At 47.0% G+C, this 17,616-nt stretch carries 20 protein-coding genes, 1 pseudogene and 1 other annotated feature; of the genes and pseudogenes, 6 read left to right on the forward strand and 15 right to left on the reverse strand.

Annotated features, from left to right (window positions below):
* Positions 1-8 precede the first annotated feature (8 nt).
* The 4 genes and pseudogenes from OTK50_RS09330 to OTK50_RS09340 form a co-directional block, all read right to left on the reverse strand.
* Positions 9-761 carry an SGNH/GDSL hydrolase family protein gene (locus OTK50_RS09330; protein ID WP_007613140.1) on the reverse strand — a complete coding sequence of 251 codons (753 nt, stop codon included), beginning with the start codon at positions 759-761 and terminating at the stop codon, positions 9-11.
* A gap of 179 nt (positions 762-940) precedes the next feature.
* Entirely contained in the window at positions 941-1,186 is a 246-nt protein-coding gene (locus OTK50_RS09335; RefSeq protein ID WP_038459514.1) for a hypothetical protein, read from the reverse strand.
* 47 nt (positions 1,187-1,233) lie between these two features.
* Positions 1,234-1,284, reverse strand: a pseudogene (locus OTK50_RS19935) (hypothetical protein); the annotation flags it as partial.
* Positions 1,285-1,455: 171 nt separating this feature from the next.
* On the reverse strand, positions 1,456-2,325 hold the full coding sequence (locus OTK50_RS09340; RefSeq protein ID WP_007408764.1) for a cation diffusion facilitator family transporter: 870 nt from the start codon (positions 2,323-2,325) through the stop codon (positions 1,456-1,458).
* 222 nt (positions 2,326-2,547) lie between these two features.
* On the opposite strand from OTK50_RS09340, the gene OTK50_RS09345 reads away from it, so the two are divergent.
* From OTK50_RS09345 to OTK50_RS09355, 3 genes are all read left to right on the forward strand, one after another.
* Positions 2,548-3,354: a TrmB family transcriptional regulator gene (locus OTK50_RS09345; protein ID WP_044801551.1), complete on the forward strand. Its 807-nt coding sequence runs from the start codon at positions 2,548-2,550 to the stop codon at positions 3,352-3,354.
* A gap of 72 nt (positions 3,355-3,426) precedes the next feature.
* Positions 3,427-4,158 (forward strand): AzlC family ABC transporter permease, encoded by a 732-nt coding sequence (locus OTK50_RS09350; protein WP_007613144.1) that lies wholly within the window; start codon positions 3,427-3,429, stop codon positions 4,156-4,158.
* Positions 4,155-4,478 (forward strand): AzlD domain-containing protein, encoded by a 324-nt coding sequence (locus tag OTK50_RS09355; protein WP_007613145.1) that lies wholly within the window; start codon positions 4,155-4,157, stop codon positions 4,476-4,478. Before OTK50_RS09350 ends, OTK50_RS09355 begins: the two co-directional genes overlap by 4 nt.
* Positions 4,479-4,518: 40 nt before the next feature.
* Here the strand turns inward: OTK50_RS09355 and sr7p are convergent, their stop codons facing one another.
* From sr7p to acsA, 3 genes are all read right to left on the reverse strand, one after another.
* Positions 4,519-4,644: a small protein SR7P gene (gene sr7p / locus OTK50_RS09360; protein WP_007408768.1), complete on the reverse strand. Its 126-nt coding sequence runs from the start codon at positions 4,642-4,644 to the stop codon at positions 4,519-4,521.
* A gap of 120 nt (positions 4,645-4,764) precedes the next feature.
* On the reverse strand, positions 4,765-6,030 hold the full coding sequence (gene tyrS / locus OTK50_RS09365) for a tyrosine--tRNA ligase (protein WP_221663846.1): 1,266 nt from the start codon (positions 6,028-6,030) through the stop codon (positions 4,765-4,767).
* 50 nt (positions 6,031-6,080) lie between these two features.
* Positions 6,081-6,313, reverse strand: a binding site (T-box leader).
* Positions 6,314-6,366: 53 nt separating this feature from the next.
* Positions 6,367-8,085: an acetate--CoA ligase gene (gene acsA / locus OTK50_RS09370; protein ID WP_014418650.1), complete on the reverse strand. Its 1,719-nt coding sequence runs from the start codon at positions 8,083-8,085 to the stop codon at positions 6,367-6,369.
* Positions 8,086-8,243: 158 nt separating this feature from the next.
* Between acsA and OTK50_RS09375 the strand changes: the two genes are divergently transcribed.
* The 3 genes from OTK50_RS09375 to OTK50_RS09385 are packed head-to-tail and all read left to right on the forward strand — an operon-like array spanning position 8,244 to position 10,708.
* Complete coding sequence (locus OTK50_RS09375; protein ID WP_015240397.1) at positions 8,244-8,876, forward strand: GNAT family N-acetyltransferase; 633 nt, start codon at positions 8,244-8,246, stop codon at positions 8,874-8,876.
* Positions 8,877-8,900: 24 nt separating this feature from the next.
* Positions 8,901-9,545, forward strand: a complete 645-nt coding sequence (locus OTK50_RS09380) for an acetoin utilization AcuB family protein (protein ID WP_082998841.1) — start codon at positions 8,901-8,903, stop codon at positions 9,543-9,545.
* On the forward strand, positions 9,542-10,708 hold the full coding sequence (locus OTK50_RS09385; RefSeq protein WP_038459523.1) for an acetoin utilization protein AcuC: 1,167 nt from the start codon (positions 9,542-9,544) through the stop codon (positions 10,706-10,708). Before OTK50_RS09380 ends, OTK50_RS09385 begins: the two co-directional genes overlap by 4 nt.
* Before the next feature lie 9 nt (positions 10,709-10,717).
* Here OTK50_RS09385 and motS read toward each other — a convergent pair whose 3' ends face one another.
* The 8 genes from motS to murC all read right to left on the reverse strand — a co-directional run bounded on the left by motS (position 10,718) and on the right by murC (position 17,550).
* Positions 10,718-11,407 (reverse strand): flagellar motor protein MotS, encoded by a 690-nt coding sequence (gene motS / locus OTK50_RS09390; protein WP_221663850.1) that lies wholly within the window; start codon positions 11,405-11,407, stop codon positions 10,718-10,720.
* Positions 11,397-12,212 (reverse strand): flagellar motor protein MotP, encoded by an 816-nt coding sequence (gene motP / locus OTK50_RS09395; RefSeq protein WP_007408775.1) that lies wholly within the window; start codon positions 12,210-12,212, stop codon positions 11,397-11,399. Before motP ends, motS begins: the two co-directional genes overlap by 11 nt.
* A gap of 68 nt (positions 12,213-12,280) precedes the next feature.
* Positions 12,281-13,285, reverse strand: coding sequence for a catabolite control protein A (gene ccpA / locus OTK50_RS09400; protein WP_003152385.1), 1,005 nt, complete (start codon positions 13,283-13,285; stop codon positions 12,281-12,283).
* A gap of 278 nt (positions 13,286-13,563) precedes the next feature.
* Entirely contained in the window at positions 13,564-14,640 is a 1,077-nt protein-coding gene (locus OTK50_RS09405) for a bifunctional 3-deoxy-7-phosphoheptulonate synthase/chorismate mutase (RefSeq protein ID WP_003152383.1), read from the reverse strand.
* Positions 14,641-14,875: 235 nt separating this feature from the next.
* Positions 14,876-15,202, reverse strand: coding sequence for a bacillithiol system redox-active protein YtxJ (gene ytxJ / locus OTK50_RS09410; RefSeq protein ID WP_221663852.1), 327 nt, complete (start codon positions 15,200-15,202; stop codon positions 14,876-14,878).
* Positions 15,203-15,227: 25 nt separating this feature from the next.
* A complete protein-coding gene (locus tag OTK50_RS09415) occupies positions 15,228-15,641 on the reverse strand; it encodes a YtxH domain-containing protein (RefSeq protein ID WP_003152380.1) in 414 nt (137 codons plus the stop codon).
* 32 nt (positions 15,642-15,673) lie between these two features.
* Positions 15,674-16,096, reverse strand: a complete 423-nt coding sequence (locus OTK50_RS09420; RefSeq protein ID WP_007408777.1) for a DUF948 domain-containing protein — start codon at positions 16,094-16,096, stop codon at positions 15,674-15,676.
* Positions 16,097-16,251: 155 nt separating this feature from the next.
* Positions 16,252-17,550 (reverse strand): UDP-N-acetylmuramate--L-alanine ligase, encoded by a 1,299-nt coding sequence (gene murC, locus OTK50_RS09425; protein ID WP_032873626.1) that lies wholly within the window; start codon positions 17,548-17,550, stop codon positions 16,252-16,254.
* Positions 17,551-17,616: the final 66 nt, after the last annotated feature.

Here is a 17,616-nt window from a genome sequence, read left to right on the forward strand (position 1 = left end):
GCGCTGTGTTACCCATAATAGTAATAATAATTCCGGCAGATTTCCTGAAATATGATTTGATGCCCTTTCTCGTTCGGATGAAGACCTTCTGACATGCACATGCTGCGGAAAGCGGGATTATACGGGTCGATGAGATCGGTGTCAAACAGGTCGGCATATGGTACAGAGAGGAGTGTGCAGGCTTCTTTTTGGGCTTTCACATAGTCAGCCAGCTTCAGGCCCAGTTTATTTTTATCAGTATCACGGCGGACGATTTTTCCTTTTGATATTTTTGCTTGTCTCGTTGGGGTCACCACAATGATGCTCGCGCCTTTATTTCCGCTCCGCAGCTGCTGGATCACTTGGCAGAAGCCTCCGTAAAATGTGGTGATATCCTTTTCATCTGTGCCGATGGGAATGTGGTTGCACCAATCATCATCTGTTCCCTGGACTATGATGACATCATGTCCCTTTGTTTTAAGCGCCTGCTGATAAATGTTATCGCTTCCGTTGTTGCTCATATTAACGCCGCTGACAGACAGATTGGTTATTTCAGCGTTTGTCCGGTCTTTCAGAATGTCACCAAAGCCGTATTCCGCACGCAGCCCCCGGGCGACGCTGTCACCTAAGATCGCGATTTTTGAAGCCTTCCGCAGCCTGCTTATGCTGATGAAGTCAACGCTGATATGCCCGCTGTCCGTGATATGCAAAAGCTTGCTGCTTATGTTTGGCAAAGAGACTGTCTTTCCTGCAGAGTTATAAAAATCCTCATTCAGCTTCATTCGGCGTCATCCCTTCCTTTTTATCCTCCGGCATCTTTTTTGGCATGAAAAACGGACACGAACAAACAGCGCTATGTTGTCAGTTCAGTGTCCGCAGATGATGATACTGGATCTTTTATGCAGTTCTCTTGCCATTATAGCAGATCTCCGTTACTTGTAATAGAGTCTGCAGTCAGCATTTAAAACAGCGTTTGCGGGTGCGTTTTTGATGAGACTGTCTGCTGCGGGAACGGTGTGTCCGGCGATGCGTCCGTCTTCTGCTGCGGGAACGGTGTGTCCGGCGATGCGTCCGTCTTCTGCTGCGGGAACGGTGTGTCCGGTGATGCGTCCGTCTTCTGCTGCGGGAACGGTGTGTCCGGTGATGCGTCCGTCTTCTGCTGCGAGAACGATGTGTCCGTTTTCTGCTGCGGGAACGGCGCGAACATTTTTTAGAAACCGGTTCTTGGTATAAATACTCCCCTAAACCTTCTCTTTCCGCAACGGCAACTCCATGTTCAATTTCTTTAACAGAAATAGCGTTCAATTCTGTTCACCTCCCTTTTTCTTTACAACATAACGTATGAAATGAACCCCTCACGTGTATAAGCTTCTCTCTCATATGAGCGAGAAATGGTCATTTACACAACAAAAAGACCCGTGGGAACGGGCCTTTTGCAGGCATTTTGCCGGGAACAAACGCAAACATAAGATCGATTTATTTCTTCCTCTCGCTCTCCGGCTCGGGGTGAATCATTACCTGTGCTTGTTTGAATTCATTCGTAATATCTCTTTCAATGCGGTCACACAGGTCGTGCACGTCTTTAATCGTCACGTGAGAGGCTACGACCAGGTGAAAATCAATATACTCCTGCGGGCCGGAGCGTCTTGTACGAAAATCGTGAATTTCAATAAATTCCTGTTGAAATGTTTCAATAATCTTTAAAATTGTTTTTTCTTCCTCTTCCGACAAACGGGTATCAATCAGCGGCGGGAATGCTTCTTTCATTAACTTAAACGCTTCATATATGATATACACCGCCAGCACCATACCTATAATGGGATCAAGTATGTACCACTCCGTTAAGGTAACGACCAAAAGGCTTGCCGCTACGCCTAATGATGTGTACACGTCAGTCAGTAAATGCAGGGCATTTGATTTCATTGCCACGGAATTAACCTTTTCGGCTTCTCTTTTTACGAACTTCGAAACGATCAAATTAATGAGAGCCCCCGCAAGCATCACAACAATTCCCAATACAGGCAGATGAACCGGCGCGGGGTTGACCAGTTTTTGAACGCATTCATATATCATCCAAATCCCTGCCGCAAAAATCAGAATCGTCTCGATAGTCCCCGACAGATTCTCGACTTTTCCATGACCGTACGGATGCCCTGTATCAGCCGGCTTTTTTGAAATCCTGACGGAGATAAAGGCAATGAAGGCGGCGATCAAATCTAAAAAAGAATGAATGGCTTCAGAAAGTATCGCGACAGATCCGGTTATTATCCCCACCACTATTTTGAGCATGACGACCAGGGAATTGCTTATAACCGATAAAAAAGCGATTTTAGAGGTGTTTTCCACCGTGATCCTCCTCTTTTTTACTTCTTGAATTTATCGTATCAAACGGCATTCGTGTGGGTCTACGGCAACGTTTTTCACAAAAGCCATACATGTAACTGGCCATAAACTAAGTTGGAAAGCGACAAAACGGGCGCATCTTTCTTTCAGCACTCAAGTCCCATTGACAAGATATAACCGCTTACATTATAGTAGTTTCATGAATAACCACTACGGAGGATGTTTATGGAGGATGTTCTGAAAGAATTACAGAAATTTGGATTTTCTCAATATGAATGTAAAGCATATATCGGCTTGTTGAAACACTCGCCTGTTACCGGATATGAAATCAGCAAAAGGTCAGGCGTTCCCCGCTCAATGATCTATGAGGTATTGGGGAAATTAGTTGATAAAGGCGCTGTCCATATTGTGCCGTCTGATCCGGTTACATATGCCCCGCTGGCCGGAAAAGAATTAATCGACCGGCTCCGGCATGATTTTGAGAGCTCATTCGGCTACCTTGAGGAAAAGTTATTGGCACTGGAAAGCGAGCAGGAGATGAATGTCATCCGCCGCATCAGCACGAATGATCATGTCATCAATGAGATGAAGGATATGATTGAAAAAGCCGAGGAAGAGTTGTGGCTGTCTGTCTGGGAACAGCAGATTCCCTTTATTCAAGAAGCCGCTAACAAACGCGCCGCCGAACAATTGCCCGTCTTTTCGATTGTGTTTGGCCCTCCGGAAGTGAAGCTCGGAAATACGACACATCATAATATGTCTCCTGAAGTGGCGGAGAAACGGATGGGCGGAAGATTAACGATAGCTGCCCGAGATAATAAAGAAGTCTTAATCGCCAATTTTTCTCCGCAGACGAATGCCTGGGCCATTAAATCAGAAGATCCCGCTCTCGTTCTCGTGGCTATGGAATATATGAGGCACGATCTGATGTTCGCGGAGCTTGTGAAAGAAGTAGGGGCTGAGAAAGTTGAAGGCCTGATGAAACAAAACCATTCGTTATTTCATGTCGTCACCGGAAATCGGTTCATTTAAATGTGAACCGTATTTTCTTTGATTTTTTCATTAGTCGTTATCATTATAATCTCTATGAAAGGAGTATAAAAAATGATTAACACAGAAGTGCAAAAAACCGCCGTTTCCCGGGAAATGAACGATACGTTTTTACAGGGGGTGCGGGATTGTGTGCCTACGCTGCTGGGCTATATGAGCATCGGTTTTGCTTTCGGCATCGTTGGCGTTGCCTCTCATCTAAGCATTCTTGAAATTTGTTTGTTATCTTTGTGTGTCTATGCCGGCGCCGCCCAATTTATTATTTGCTCACTCCTTGTTTCCGGGAGTCCGATTTCCGCCATTATTTTAACGACGTTTATCGTCAATCTGCGGCACCTTCTGCTGAGCCTGACCATCGCGCCGTATTTCACGAAATACTCTTTGCTGAAAAATATCGGCTTCGGGGCTTTGCTTACTGACGAATCTTTCGGGGTAGCGGTGAACAAAGCGGCTCAGAACGGCAGGTTATACGATAAGTGGATGAACGGCCTCAATATAACCGCTTACATGTGCTGGGTTATTTCCTGCGTGATGGGCGGGCTTCTCGGACAATGGATATCTGATCCTTACGCGCTCGGCCTGGACTTTGCTTTGCCCGCTATGTTTGCGGCGCTGCTTGTGCTGCAATTGCAGTCGTCCGCTTCGGAAAAGCTGAAGCACAGCCTCTCCTTAATTCTCTATATGATCATTTTTATGGTCTTGTTATCGTATTTCGTCCCGTCACACATCGCGGTCATCGCCTCAACCGTGATTGTGGCAACGATCGGGGTGGTGACGGACAAATGAGCATCAGCACACAAATGATCTGGATTATACTCGGCTGCATGGTTGTTACACTCGTGCCGCGCATTGTTCCGTTTATATTTGTCCGGAACATTCAGATGCCTGAATTGGCTTTAAAATGGCTCTCCTTTATTCCGCTTTGCATTTTGACGGCTCTGGTAACGGAAAGCATGATTGTGAAAACAAACAGCGCTTTGACCTTTGATTGGCAAGCAATGATCGTTCTCATCCCGACATTGCTTTGCGCAATGCGGACAAAAAGCTTATCCATCACGGTCATCACAGGAGTCGTGCTGATGGCCGCGGTCAGGCTGATATGGTGACAATCAAAATCCTCCATTCCGCAGAATGGAGGATTTCCCTTTATGATGTCGGATTTTCTTCTTCCGTCTCTGATTCCTCGGCTTTGGCTTCGGCGTTTATGCTTTGCTGCTGTTCCCAATGATCCCGCTGCAATCTTTCTTTTGCGATGGTAAACATGAAATTCACGGCGCAGCACCCCTTCCCTGTTTTGCTTATACTATGTACTGTACTCATTTCCCCGTGCAGTATTCACAAAACATAAAAAAAGCAGCCTGCCGCATTGAGCGGCCGGACTGCTTTTTATTTTCAGTACGTGATCAGGAAGTATTTTTTCTTTCCGCGGCGCAGTACGGTAAATTGATCTTCAATGCGGTCTTCCGCAGTCAGAAGATGCCCGATGTCCGTCTGGCGCTCGCCGTTAATGTAAACAGCTCCGTTTTGAATGTCTTCGCGGGCCTGCCGTTTTGAAGGCGACAATTTAGATTCCACAAGCACGTCTACTAAAGACAGTTCTTCAGAGCGGTCTTTTTCAAACGAAGGTACATCTTTAAATCCTACCTTGACGTCTTGAGCGGAAAGCTCTTTAATATTGCCGCTGAACAGCGCCTGGGAGATATGAACGGCCTGCTCAAGCGCTTCGCGGCCGTGTACAAGAACAGTCACCTCTTCAGCGAGACGTTTCTGCGCTTCTCTTTTCTCAGGAGCCGTCTCCGTTTTTTCAGCATAAGCTTCAATTTCCTCTTTTGATAAGAAAGTAAAGTATTTTAAATATTTGACGACGTCGCGGTCATCTGTATTGATCCAGAACTGGTAGAATTCGTACGGCGATGTTTTTTCTTTATCAAGCCAAATGGCGCCGCCTTCCGTTTTGCCGAATTTCGTGCCGTCAGCTTTTGTGACGAGCGGAATGGTAAGACCGAAAGCTTTCGCCCCTTCTTCTTCTGATTTTCTGATCAGTTCAAGACCGGACGTGATGTTGCCCCACTGGTCACTGCCTCCGATTTGGAGTTTGCAGTTCTTTTCTCTGTACAGATTCAGAAAATCGTAGGATTGCAGGATCATGTAGCTGAATTCCGTGTAAGAAATTCCGGTTTCAATCCTTGAGCTTACAGTATCTTTCGCAAGCATGTAGTTGATTCCGAAGTTCTTTCCGACGTCACGGAGAAATTCAATGATGCTCAGCTTTCCGATCCAGTCAAAGTTGTTCGCTATGACAGCGGGGTTTTCTTCGGCCTCGAAATCTAAAAATCGGGAAAGCTGATTTTTAATTTTTTGCGACCATTCGACAACGATATCCTGAGTATTTAACGTACGTTCCGCTTTTTTGCCGCTCGGATCGCCGATCAGTCCCGTCGCGCCGCCTACAAGCGCAATCGGATGGTGGCCTGCAAGCTGGAAGCGGCGCAGTGTCAATATCGGCAGAAGGTGTCCGATGTGCAGGCTGTCAGCCGTCGGGTCAAACCCTGAGTATAAACGGATTTTTTCTTCGTTCAGCTGTTTATTCAGTCCTTCTTCATCCGTCATTTGCTGGATTAAGCCGCGGAATGATAAATCCTCTAATAAGTTAGTCATTTTGTCTGCTCCTTTGTTTATGAAAATAAAAAACGCCCCTTCGTTTAAAACGAAGGGACGATATAATCGCGGTACCACCCTACTAATAAAAGCATAAAAAAGCTTTTATCACTCTTTTTGATAACGGACCGTGTCCGTTCTTTCACTACTGAAAGCCTTGGAAGGGCTTTGTTCGCAAAAGCGGTTCATGAGTGTATTCGGCATATCTTATGTGCTGATTTTCACCGGCCATCAGCTCTCTGGAACAATCAGATACCCTACTTGTCTCAATCAAAACCTTTTCGTATGAAGCTTACTCATTTTTAACATAAATAAGATACGATGTCAACGCCGTCTTTAATCTTCCATTGTGGACAGGTCGCCTGCCGGCAGGTTCAGCTCCCACGCCTTCAGCACACGTCTCATAATCTTTCCGCTCCGTGTTTTCGGAAGTTTATCTTTGAATTCAATTTCCCGCGGTGCGGCATGCGCGGCAAGCCCCTGTTTTACAAAGAGGCGAATGTCCTCCTTCAGCTGATCGGATGGCTCATGCCCTTCTCTGAGCGCGATAAACGCTTTAATAATTTCTCCCCGGACAGGGTCCGGCTTTCCGATGACGCCGGCTTCGGCAATCGCCGGATGTTCAACAAGTTTGCTTTCGACTTCAAACGGGCCGACGCGCTCGCCGGATGTCATGATGACATCATCGACTCTGCCTTGGAACCAGAAATAACCGTCTTCATCCATATAAGCAGAATCTCCGGAAACATACCAGCCGCCCGGCATGAAATAAGAATCATATTTCTCTTTGTTGTTCCAAATGGAATCCATCATCGACGGCCAGCCCTTTTTAATGGCGAGATTTCCCATTCGGTACGGCGGAAGCTCATTTCCCTGATTGTCAACGATCGCCGCTTCCACTCCCGGAATCGGTTTTCCCATTGAACCCGGCTTGATCTCCATGCAAGGATAATTGCAGATGAGCTGTCCGCCCGTTTCTGTCATCCACCACGTGTCGTGGATGCGCTTGCCGAATACTTTATGTCCCCACTTGATGACCTCGGGGTTCAAAGGTTCTCCGACACTTAGGACGTGACGAAGTGAAGTAAGGTCAAATTTGGATGCCATTTCATCTCCGGCGCCCATAAGCATTCTGAAAGCCGTCGGAGCGCTGTACCAGACGCTGACACCGAGCTTCTCGATCGTGCCGTACCAGTTTTCCGGACTGAATCTGCCGCCTACGATCACATTCGCCGCTCCGTTCAGCCACGGCGCAAATATCCCGTACACCGTCCCGGTCACCCAGCCCGGGTCCGCAGTGCACCAGTAAATATCGTCTTCTTTAAGATCAAGCACCCACTTGCCGGTCTGGTATTGCTGAATCATGGCTTCATGAACGTGGAGCACACCTTTAGGCGTTCCGGTAGATCCTGATGTGTAGTGAAGCAGGTAGCCGTCTCTTCTGTCCATCCATTCAATATCAAGTCTCGTGCTTTCTCCCTCAGCGGCTTTATCATAATGGATGATTTTATCTCCCGCTTCTTTGCTGCCGCCGACAATGAAAATATGCTCGAGGTCGGGCAGGCTGTCCGCCGGAATCCGTTCGGCCAGTTCAGGTGTCGTCACGACAACCTTTGCCTGACTGTTCAAGAGGCGGTCTTTGACGGCGCCTTCCATAAACGCTTCAAATAAAGGACCGGCGATCGCACCGATTTTAATTGCGCCGAGCATGATAAAGTAAAGCTCCGGCGAACGCGGCATGAAAATAAAAACGCGGTCCCCTTTTTCCACGTTTCCATACCGTCTCAGTACATTTCCCGCCCGGTTCGATTCCTCCATCATTTCTTTAAATGTGTATTTTTCATCCCGGTTCGCGTCCTTGTAATACAGCGCTACTTTGTTTTTTCGAAATGATTCGGCATGACGGTCAATCGCTTCGTACGCCGCATTCAGCTTCCCCGTCTGATGCCAGGAAAACTCCGCTTCGACCTCTTTCCAATCGAAGCTGCGGTACGTTTCCTCATAATTTCGCAGATGATAATTCCCCTTTTCCGCCGGCAACGCTTTCAAATTCATGCAACATCCCCCTTTGCTTATCTATAGACTAATTATAGTAGATGTTCACAGTTTTCTCAATTTTTAAAATATAAATTACAACACTATTGAAAACGCTTTATATTTTGTTATGCTTAAGAGAGATGTGTTTTTATTAAGAACCGACAGGCGGTGAATCAGTGAAACATCATAAAACGTACCATTCTTCATCAATTCAGACAGCAGCCGGCCCTCTTTTAGTAGAAGGGCCCGTACCTCCAGAGGACCTAGCACAGTATGAGTTTCATGAAGGCCTGACAGCCTTTCGCCTTCCTCATGAACAGCACAAAGCGTTAATCGAGATCGCCGGGCTTCCTGAAGGTCGGATCATTATCGCCAGGGACGGACAGACGATTATCGGCTATGTGACGTATTTATATCCTGATCCGCTTGAACGGTGGTCTGACGGAAATATGGAAGACCTCCTTGAACTCGGGGCGATCGAGGTCGCTCCCGGCTACAGGGGCTGTTCTGTCGGAAAAACGTTGCTGACAGTCAGCATGATGGATGAACAGATGGAACGGTACATCATCATGACGACGGAATATTACTGGCATTGGGATTTAAAAGGAATGAAAAAAGATGTGTGGGAATACAGAAAGATCATGGAAAAGATGATGAATGCCGGGGGTCTTGTCTGGTTCGCAACGGATGAACCGGAAATCAGCTCTCACCCGGCCAATTGTCTGATGGCCCGCATCGGCAGGCACGTCAGTCAGGAGTCAATTGAACAGTTCGACAGGCTTCGTTTTTATCAGCGGTTTATGTATTGACTGACATACAAAGGGGATAAAAAGATGATTGCAGAACAAATCATGAAACGGGACGTCATCACCGTCTCAAAACACGACTCCATTGAAACAGCCGTCCGTAAAATGAAGGTATATCATATCCGCCATCTCCCTGTCATCGACGACGAACTGCACGTCATCGGTATTGTCACAGACAGAGATATTAAACAGGCCGGCCCCGGCAGCTTTGAACAAAAGGAACGCGGCGTGTTTCTGACAAACAAAGTGGAGACCATTATGAAGCGGAATGTCATCTGCGCTCATCCGCTTGACTTTGTGGAAGAAATATCCGCTTCCTTTTATGAGCACGGCATCGGCTGTCTGCCGATTACGGTAAACCATAAGCTGACGGGCATTTTAACGAAAACCGACGTGCTCCGGACTTTCGTCAGCCTGACAGGCGCGGCCCAGCCGGGGTCACAGGTGGAAATCCTGGTGACGGATATGACAAAAAGCCTTGCTGATCTCAGCTGCATGTGCCGTGATCTTCAGCTGCAAATCCTGAGTGTGCTCGTCTATCCCCATGATTCCGCCGGGTCGAACATTCTCGTCTTCCGGGTGAAGACGATGAATCCGCTCCCTTTTATCCGTGCCGTTCAAGAAGCCGGATACAATGTCTTATGGCCGAAACATTTGAGGGATCAGCCATGAGAGACAGCGTTTTTGTTTACTCGCCTTCTTATCAGACGTATCAATTTCATCAGGAACATCCGTTCAATCAGCGTCGCGTGCTTTTAACATACGATCTGCTTCAGGCGGCGGATGCGTTTGACGAAGGAGATATCGTCACACCGCGCACGGCCGCTAAAGAAGAGCTGGCTCTCGTTCATACGGAGGATTATATACAGGCGGTGGAACTAGCGGGTGCGGGCCGGCTCCCTGCCGCAGAAGGAGAAAGCTACGGTCTCGGAACGGAAGACACCCCCGTTTTTGCCGGCATGCATGAAGCCGCGTCACTTCTGGTGGGCGGCACCTTAACGGCGGCTGATTATGTCATGACGGGACAAGCTAGGCACGCCTGCAATTTAGGAGGCGGCCTTCACCACGGCTTCCGCGGCAGGGCCTCAGGCTTTTGTATCTATAATGACAGCGCCGTGGCCATCCAATACATCCAGAAGAACTACGGGGCAAAAGTGTTATACATTGATACAGACGCCCATCACGGCGACGGCGTTCAATTTACGTTTTACGACAGGTCTGATGTCTGCACTGTTTCTTTTCACGAGACCGGGCGTTATTTATTTCCCGGGACGGGACAGGTACTGGAAAAAGGAAGCGGGCAAGGCTATGGCTATTCTTTTAACATTCCGCTGGATGCTTTCACAGAGGACGATTCCTTTCTTCACGCTTACAATACGGCCGCCTCAGAAATCGCGGCTTTTTTTAAGCCGGATGTGATTCTTACCCAAAACGGTGCCGACGCCCATTATTACGACCCATTGACACACCTGTCCAATACAATCTCCATTTATCAGGAGATCCCGCGGCTCGCTCATTCATTAGCCCATCAATATTGCAGCGGCAGATGGATCGCGGTCGGCGGCGGCGGATACGATATTTGGAGAGTCGTCCCGAGAGCGTGGAGCCGCATTTGGCTTGAGATGAAAGGGATTGATCCCGGGGAGTGCATACCGCAGAAATGGATCGATAAATGGCAAAAGCACTCCCCATGCACGTTGCCCGCTTTTTGGAGTGATCCTGAACAATTATATCCTCCGATTCCCCGCAAAGAAGAAATTTCAGAAAAAAATGCCCAAACCGTGGAAAAAGCACTTTTTGCCATCCGGTCTGAGCAGCGGTATAAAACAAAATAAAAAACGACCTTATGAGGAGGTCGTTTTTTTGATCACAATTTCTACACGGCGGTTTTCTTTCATATGTCCGGAACTTTTGTTGTCCTTCACAGGTTTCGTATCCGCATACCCGGCAGAGATAAACCGTTTGGCGGAAAAGTCTTCATTCGCGGTAAAATACCGGATCACACTCGCCGCTCTTGCAGACGACAGCTCCCAATTTGACGGAAATTGATAGGTGGAAATCCGGCGGCTGTCCGTATGGCCTTCTACCTGTATGTCATTCGGAATTGTCTTTAAAAGCACCGCGATCTGATGCAGAACCGGCTCGGCGTTTTTCAGCACATCCGCTTTTCCTGTCTGAAACAGAACGGCCTCCTGCAGCACAAGAACCACTCCGCGCTCATCGCGCTTCGCCGTCAATTTCGAACTCAAATGATGCGCTTTTATGTATGTCTTCACGTTTTGTAACAGCAAATCCTGTTCTTTATTTTCGTTTGCTTTGTCTGATGACGCCGATTCACCCCCGCTGCCGTTTGTATGAATCGATGAAACGGCAGATTGAAATTTTTCCGCGTCTATTTGCGACATCGAAAAAAGCAATATAAAGAACACGAGAATGAGCGTGATCAAGTCAGCGAACGTCACCATCCATCTCGGTGAACCGCCGGAATGTTCCGGTTTGTTTCTTCTTTCAAAACGCTCTTTTCTAAGCTTCATGGACAGCGCCCTTTTTCTTGTTCGCAGGCTGTCCTTTACGCCAGTCTTCTCTTGAGCTGAAGACAACGAGCTGACTTTCGAGGTTGCGGGGGTTTTTGCCCGATTGGATGCCGACAACCCCTTCGATCATGACCTGTTTGATGAAAATTTCACTTTCCGTTTTTTCTTCAAGCTTTGCCGCGATTGGGATAAACACCAAGTTGGCAAGCAGCGCTCCGTACAGTGTCGTCAATAGCGCAACGGCCATGTTCGGTCCGAGGGTATGCGGGTCATTTAAGTTTTTGAGCATGAGAACGAGTCCGACGAGCGTCCCGATCATTCCCCAGGCGGGTGCGAAATCACCGGCTTTTTCAAAAACGCGTCTTCCTTTTCTGTGTCTTTCTTCCATCGCGGCGATCTCAGAATCCATCACCAGCCGGATCGTTTCCTCGTCCCAGCCGTCAATCGCAAGCAAAAGCCCTTTTTTTAAAAACGGATCCTTGATCTCACGCGCCTGGTCATCCAGAGACAGCAGCCCCTGCCTGCGCGCCTGCTCCGAAAGGCTGACAAATACTCTGACAAGCTCTTTCACATTGTCATCCTGACGGGAGAATACCTGTTTCAGAACAGAAGGGGTTTTCTTTAAATCCCTCGGCGGAAAACTGATAAAGATCGCCGCAGCAAGGCCGCCTGTGACGATTAAAAAAGAAGTCAAATCTAAAAATGAACTGATTCCCGCCAGTCCCGTCCCTGACAGAATACCGATTGCGACAATAATACAGCCTAACATAAAGCCAACGGGCGTCAGATAATCAAAACGTTTCATATCTTCTCCTTACTCAAGTAAAAAAGCAAGATTCCACCCCTCAGAGTGAAGCTTGCTTTTCCGTTTTTTTATGACTTGGTTGATTGTCTTAATTCGATGCGGTGAGGCAATTCGACGATATGCTCTTCAACCGGCTCTTTGTTCATCAGTTTTGTCAAAAGTCTCATCGCCACAGCGCCGATATCGTACGTAGGCTGCACGACTGTTGAAAGCTGAGGGCGGACCATCAGGCTCAATCTCGTATTGTCAAAACCGATAATATCAAGATCATCAGGTATCGAAAGACCTTGATCTTGGGCCGCATGGATAATGCCGAGGGCCATTTCATCCGTCGCAGAAAGAATCGCCGTCGGTTTCCGGTCAAGGCCCATCAAGCTTTGAAGCGCCTCCATACCGGAATCATAGGTGTAATCGCCTTCCGCTACGAATTGCTCGTTAAACGGAATCGCCGCTTCTTCAAGCGCCCGTTTGTACCCTTGCAGTTTTTTCGAACGGTTGATCGGCTCTTGCATCGGTCCGGAGACGAATGCAATATCGCGATGCCCTTTATCAATGAAAAGCTTAACGGCATCATAAATCGCCTGTTCATAATCAATGGCGACAGAAGGCGTCTCGCCCTGTTCTTCCACTGATGCCGCCAAGACGATCGGCACAGGAGAGCGCTTAAATTCTTCGACATGCTCGTCCGTAATGTTGCCGCCCATAAATACGATACCGTCCACTTGTTTGCCAAGCATCGTATTTAACAGATGCAGTTCTTTCTCAAGATTTTGGTCCGAGTTGCTTAATATAATATTATATTTGTACATCGTCGCGATATCTTCAATTCCACGCGCAAGTTCAGAGTAGAAAATGCTTGAGATATCAGGGATGATGACGCCGACCGTTGTCGTTTTTTTGCTTGCAAGCCCTCTTGCCACCGCGTTCGGGCGGTAGCCGAGCCGGTCAATGGCTTCCAATACTTTTTTTCTGGTCGTCGGTTTTACATTCGGGTTGCCGTTCACGACGCGGGAAACAGTCGCCATACTGACATTTGCTTCTCTGGCCACATCGTATATCGTAATGTTGCTCACTGAAACCACTCCTTTTACTGGATACACTTATCCTTATCTATAGCATAAACACTTTATGTAAAGAAATGTCGTACGATTTCGCATTCTGTCGTTTATGATTGTAAGCGTAAGTCAGTAGTGTACATTATTTTTCATTATTCATCAAATTTAAATATCTCTCATGAAATTATACACGTTTTTCCCAGTGATGAAAACGTTCACTTTCATTTTATAATTAAATAAAATGAAGATACGAAAAAAAGCCGCGCGAGGCGGCCTTTAAAGAGCGGAACGTTGTATTATGCTTTTACTTTCAGCATTGGCTTTAATTCGTTCAGCCATTTCTCGAATTCAGGTATATCCATCTGCTGCGCAGAGTCTGAAAGGGCAACGGAAGGATCAGGGTGAACTTCGGCCATCACGCCGTCAGCGCCGATCGCAAGCGCCGCTTTTGCTGTCGGAAGCAGGAGATCGCGGCGGCCTGTTGAGTGTGTGACGTCAACAAACACCGGCAAGTGAGTTTCCTGTTTCAAAATCGGCACGGCAGAAATGTCGAGTGTGTTTCTCGTTGCCGTTTCGTACGTTCTGATTCCGCGTTCACAAAGAATGATTTGGTCGTTTCCTTGTGACATGATGTATTCAGCTGCATTGATGAACTCTGAAATTGTTGCGGCAAGACCGCGTTTTAACAATACCGGCTTTTTAACGGAACCGGCGGCTTTCAGCAATTCAAAGTTTTGCATGTTCCGCGCGCCGATCTGAATGACATCAATGTAATCAATCGCTTGCTCAATGTGTGCGGGCGTTACGATTTCACTGATCACCGCGAGGTCATATTCATCAGCGACGCGTTTAAGAATTTGCAGGCCTTCTACGCCGAGACCTTGGAAATCATACGGACTTGTGCGGGGTTTAAACGCGCCCCCGCGCAGGATTTTAATGCCTTGTTTTTTCGCTGCGGCCGCTACTTCGGCAACCTGCTCATAGCTTTCTACAGCACAAGGTCCGACGATGAATCTCTGATCGCCGTCACCGATTTTTTCACCTTTTATGTCAACGATCGTATCTTCTGCTTTTTTCTTCCGGGAGACGAGCAACGCTTTGCTGTGGTCCTCTTCTTGAAGTTCAAGTCCGGCTTTGAAAATTTCTTTGAAAATATGTTGGATCGTTGAGTTTTCAAATGGGCCGTCATTGCTTTCAATTATGCGGTTAAGCATTGTACGCTCTCTGACAGGGTCAAATCGGTTGACACCTTGTGCTTCCTTTGCTTTACCGATTTCTTTTACAACGGCTCCGCGTTCATTGATTAATTTAAGGATTTCTAAGTTTAGTGCGTCTGCCTGCTGTCTTAGGCTCTCTAATTCCTTGTTGCTCATCTTTTTCATCCCTTCTATGCTATGTTTTATTTTAATGGTTAACATGCATCTTACTACAGTTATGCGAAAATAGGAATATGAAATAATAAATTTTTTCACATTCGGCTTTATCACAAAAACGCTTTTAAGCTTTTATGCGTTGAAGCAGTATATATTGATATCCTACATGATCCGGCTGAAATGATCAATAGTTTTTTTCAAAAAAAAACCGCCGGTATCAACCGGCGGCCAGCAATTATGAAAGGTGCTGCTCTATTGCGTTTTTTGTGATTTGTGAATGAGACGCGTGCCATTTCACTTCGCCGTTTGCAATGACGAATACTTGCGGGCTTTCATGTTTCACGCCGTATGTCTCGGCGATATAGTTTGAAAGCGGCCGGCTGTCCTGCACCTGCAGGTAATAAGAAGGCACTTCCGAATGCGCCGATGCAAAGGCGTCAAACTCCTGAAACGCGGCTTGGCTGATCGGGCAGGTTGTGCTGTGTTTCAAAAACACGAGCGTGTTTTCTTTCTCAGCGGCACTTTTGAACTCTTCTTCAGACGATATCAGCTGTTTTGTCATGTCGGTTATCTCTCCTTATTGAAGATCAGCGATTTGCCTGACCGGCTTTTTCCCCGGCGTCTTCCGCTTCGGCCTTGATGCTTTGGGCCGTGTCCTGCATTTCGCTTCTCGTCTCTTCGGCTTTCTCGGTTAGTGTGCTCTTAGAACGGTCTTTTAAATCCTTCACTTTATTCATAATCTGGCCTGACTGATCAGCTACCAGCTGGGTGATATTAGATGTTTTGTCCTTGGCGATGCTGACATATTGAGAGCCTTTTTCTTTCGCGTCGGCCGTCATTCTGTCCGTCTTATCCTTTAACGCAGAAGCCTGACTGCCGAGATCGTCGCGCAGCTCCTTACCTGATTTAGGCGCCAGAAACAACGCCGTTGTCGCGCCGATAATTCCCCCGATCAGCGTTCCGATTAAAAAATCCTTACTATTGATTCCATCTTTGCTCATTATGATTCCTCCTTAGTGGATTTTTCTTATGATTAAAGCGATGTTTTTTTCTTTTGCTTCCACTTGTCCCATATTTCCATAGCGGCCTGGCTCCAGGTGACAACCTGACTGATCTTATCCTGATTCTCTCTTACAGAGGCCGTAACGGAACCTGCTGCCTGCTTTATGGATGTATTAAACTGCTGGACGGAAGTTCCCACTTCCTGGACAGCATGGACAACCGTATTTAATTTCTCTGATTTTTCCTGAATGTCTTCCGCGAGACGGTTTGTCTTATGTAACAGCTCGGTTGTCTCTGCGGTAATGCCTTTCATCTGCCCTTCAAGGCCGTCTAAAGTCGAGGCAACGTTTGTTAAGGTCATCTGCACGGACTTTAATGTTTTGGACAGATAGATGACGAGGATGAGAAATGCAACGGCAATGAGTGCGACGCTTAAGTAAAGAATGATGATCATCTAATACCTCCTTAATGCAGGATATAGTGGTATATACCCAATTCTTAAAATGATAAACATATATGAAAGATCTGTATGTATACTATTTCTCCGTTTCTCGGTAAATCCCTTTGCAGCACGCACAAAAAAGCAGTGAGAGCCCCACTGCTTTTTCGTTACGCTATGACGTTTTCATAGGCTCTCATATATTTCTGAATGTCTCCGGCGCCCATGAAGATCAGCACTGCGCCTTCATGCGCTTTTAACACGGATGTGTCATTTTCTTCAATGAGTTCTGCGTTATCGATTTTTTCCTGAAGATCCGTGATCGTGAGCTTGCCGACGTTCTCGCGGGCAGAACCGAAAATGTCACACAGATACACGCGATCGGCCGCGCTTAAGCTTTCTGCGAATTCATCAAGGAATGATTGCGTCCGTGTAAACGTATGCGGCTGAAATACCGCGATGATTTCACGTTCGGGATATTTTTGGCGCGCCGCCTCAATCGTGACTTTGATTTCAGTCGGATGGTGGGCGTAGTCGTCGATCAGCACCTGGCTGCCGATCACTTTTTCATTGAATCTGCGTTTGACGCCGCCGAATGATTCAAGTCCGAGCTTAATCATGTTCACGTCTATCTCTTCATAGTGGCAGAGCGCAATGACCGCTAAGGAATTGAGGACATTGTGATGGCCGTATGCCGGGATGTAGAACGTATCGTAAAACGTATTGCGGACAAAGACGTCAAATGTCGTGCCTTCCGTATTTTTTACGATGTTTCTCGCTTGAAAATCGTTTTCTTCTCCCGTGCCGTAATAAACGACAGGCACATTGGCGTGAATTTTCGGCAGGTACTCGTCATCACCGCAGGCAATGATGCCTTTGTTGACTTGAAGCGCCATGTTTTGGAAAGCATCAAACACATCGTCAATGTTGGCGAAATAATCAGGGTGGTCAAAATCAATATTCGTCATAATCGCATAATCAGGCTGATAGCTTAAGAAATGACGGCGGTACTCGCAAGCTTCAAATACAAAGTATTCGCTGCTTTCATTTCCTCTGCCCGTTCCGTCCCCGATAAGAAACGAAGTCGGCTTCGCCTGCTGCATCACGTGTGCCAAGAGGCCCGTTGTGGACGTCTTGCCGTGTGCGCCCGTTACCGCGACACTTGTATATTTTTTCATATATTCAGCTAAAAATTTATGATATCTGATGACAGGAATCCCTTCAGCGAGCGCCTTTGCGATTTCTGGATGAGAATCAGGGAATGCGTTTCCGGCGATTACCGTTAAGCCGGGTTTGATGTTATCGGCGCTGAACGGATAGATCGGGATATTTCTTTTTTCAAGGGCAGCCTGAGTGAAAATCTGCTTCTCGATATCCGATCCCTGCACCTGATACCCTGTATCATGCAGGATTTGAGCAAGCGGGCTCATACCTGTCCCTTTTATTCCAACAAAATGATAAACAGTCATAATCGTACCTCCAACAAACGTCTATCTGTTCCCCAGTATATGACGCTCATTTCATTTTGCGACCGC

This window comes from Bacillus sp. NEAU-CP5 (assembly GCF_026420705.1).
GTDB lineage: Bacteria > Bacillota > Bacilli > Bacillales > Bacillaceae > Bacillus > Bacillus velezensis.

What these genes read in the sequence shown, in the direction of transcription:
- OTK50_RS09330 (WP_007613140.1), bottom strand. Translation starts at nt 761, where the DNA reads ATGAAGCTGAATGAGGATTTTTATAACTCTGCAGGAAAGACAGTCTCT.
- OTK50_RS09335 (WP_038459514.1), bottom strand. Translation starts at nt 1,186, where the DNA reads ATGTTCGCGCCGTTCCCGCAGCAGAAAACGGACACATCGTTCTCGCAG.
- OTK50_RS09345 (WP_044801551.1), top strand. Translation starts at nt 2,548, where the DNA reads ATGGAGGATGTTCTGAAAGAATTACAGAAATTTGGATTTTCTCAATAT.
- OTK50_RS09350 (WP_007613144.1), top strand. Translation starts at nt 3,427, where the DNA reads ATGATTAACACAGAAGTGCAAAAAACCGCCGTTTCCCGGGAAATGAAC.
- OTK50_RS09355 (WP_007613145.1), top strand. Translation starts at nt 4,155, where the DNA reads ATGAGCATCAGCACACAAATGATCTGGATTATACTCGGCTGCATGGTT.
- tyrS (WP_221663846.1), bottom strand. Translation starts at nt 6,030, where the DNA reads ATGACTAACTTATTAGAGGATTTATCATTCCGCGGCTTAATCCAGCAA.
- acsA (WP_014418650.1), bottom strand. Translation starts at nt 8,085, where the DNA reads ATGAATTTGAAAGCGTTGCCGGCGGAAAAGGGGAATTATCATCTGCGA.
- OTK50_RS09380 (WP_082998841.1), top strand. Translation starts at nt 8,901, where the DNA reads ATGATTGCAGAACAAATCATGAAACGGGACGTCATCACCGTCTCAAAA.
- OTK50_RS09385 (WP_038459523.1), top strand. Translation starts at nt 9,542, where the DNA reads ATGAGAGACAGCGTTTTTGTTTACTCGCCTTCTTATCAGACGTATCAA.
- motS (WP_221663850.1), bottom strand. Translation starts at nt 11,407, where the DNA reads ATGAAGCTTAGAAAAGAGCGTTTTGAAAGAAGAAACAAACCGGAACAT.
- motP (WP_007408775.1), bottom strand. Translation starts at nt 12,212, where the DNA reads ATGAAACGTTTTGATTATCTGACGCCCGTTGGCTTTATGTTAGGCTGT.
- OTK50_RS09405 (WP_003152383.1), bottom strand. Translation starts at nt 14,640, where the DNA reads ATGAGCAACAAGGAATTAGAGAGCCTAAGACAGCAGGCAGACGCACTA.
- ytxJ (WP_221663852.1), bottom strand. Translation starts at nt 15,202, where the DNA reads ATGACAAAACAGCTGATATCGTCTGAAGAAGAGTTCAAAAGTGCCGCT.
- OTK50_RS09415 (WP_003152380.1), bottom strand. Translation starts at nt 15,641, where the DNA reads ATGAGCAAAGATGGAATCAATAGTAAGGATTTTTTAATCGGAACGCTG.
- OTK50_RS09420 (WP_007408777.1), bottom strand. Translation starts at nt 16,096, where the DNA reads ATGATCATCATTCTTTACTTAAGCGTCGCACTCATTGCCGTTGCATTT.
- murC (WP_032873626.1), bottom strand. Translation starts at nt 17,550, where the DNA reads ATGACTGTTTATCATTTTGTTGGAATAAAAGGGACAGGTATGAGCCCG.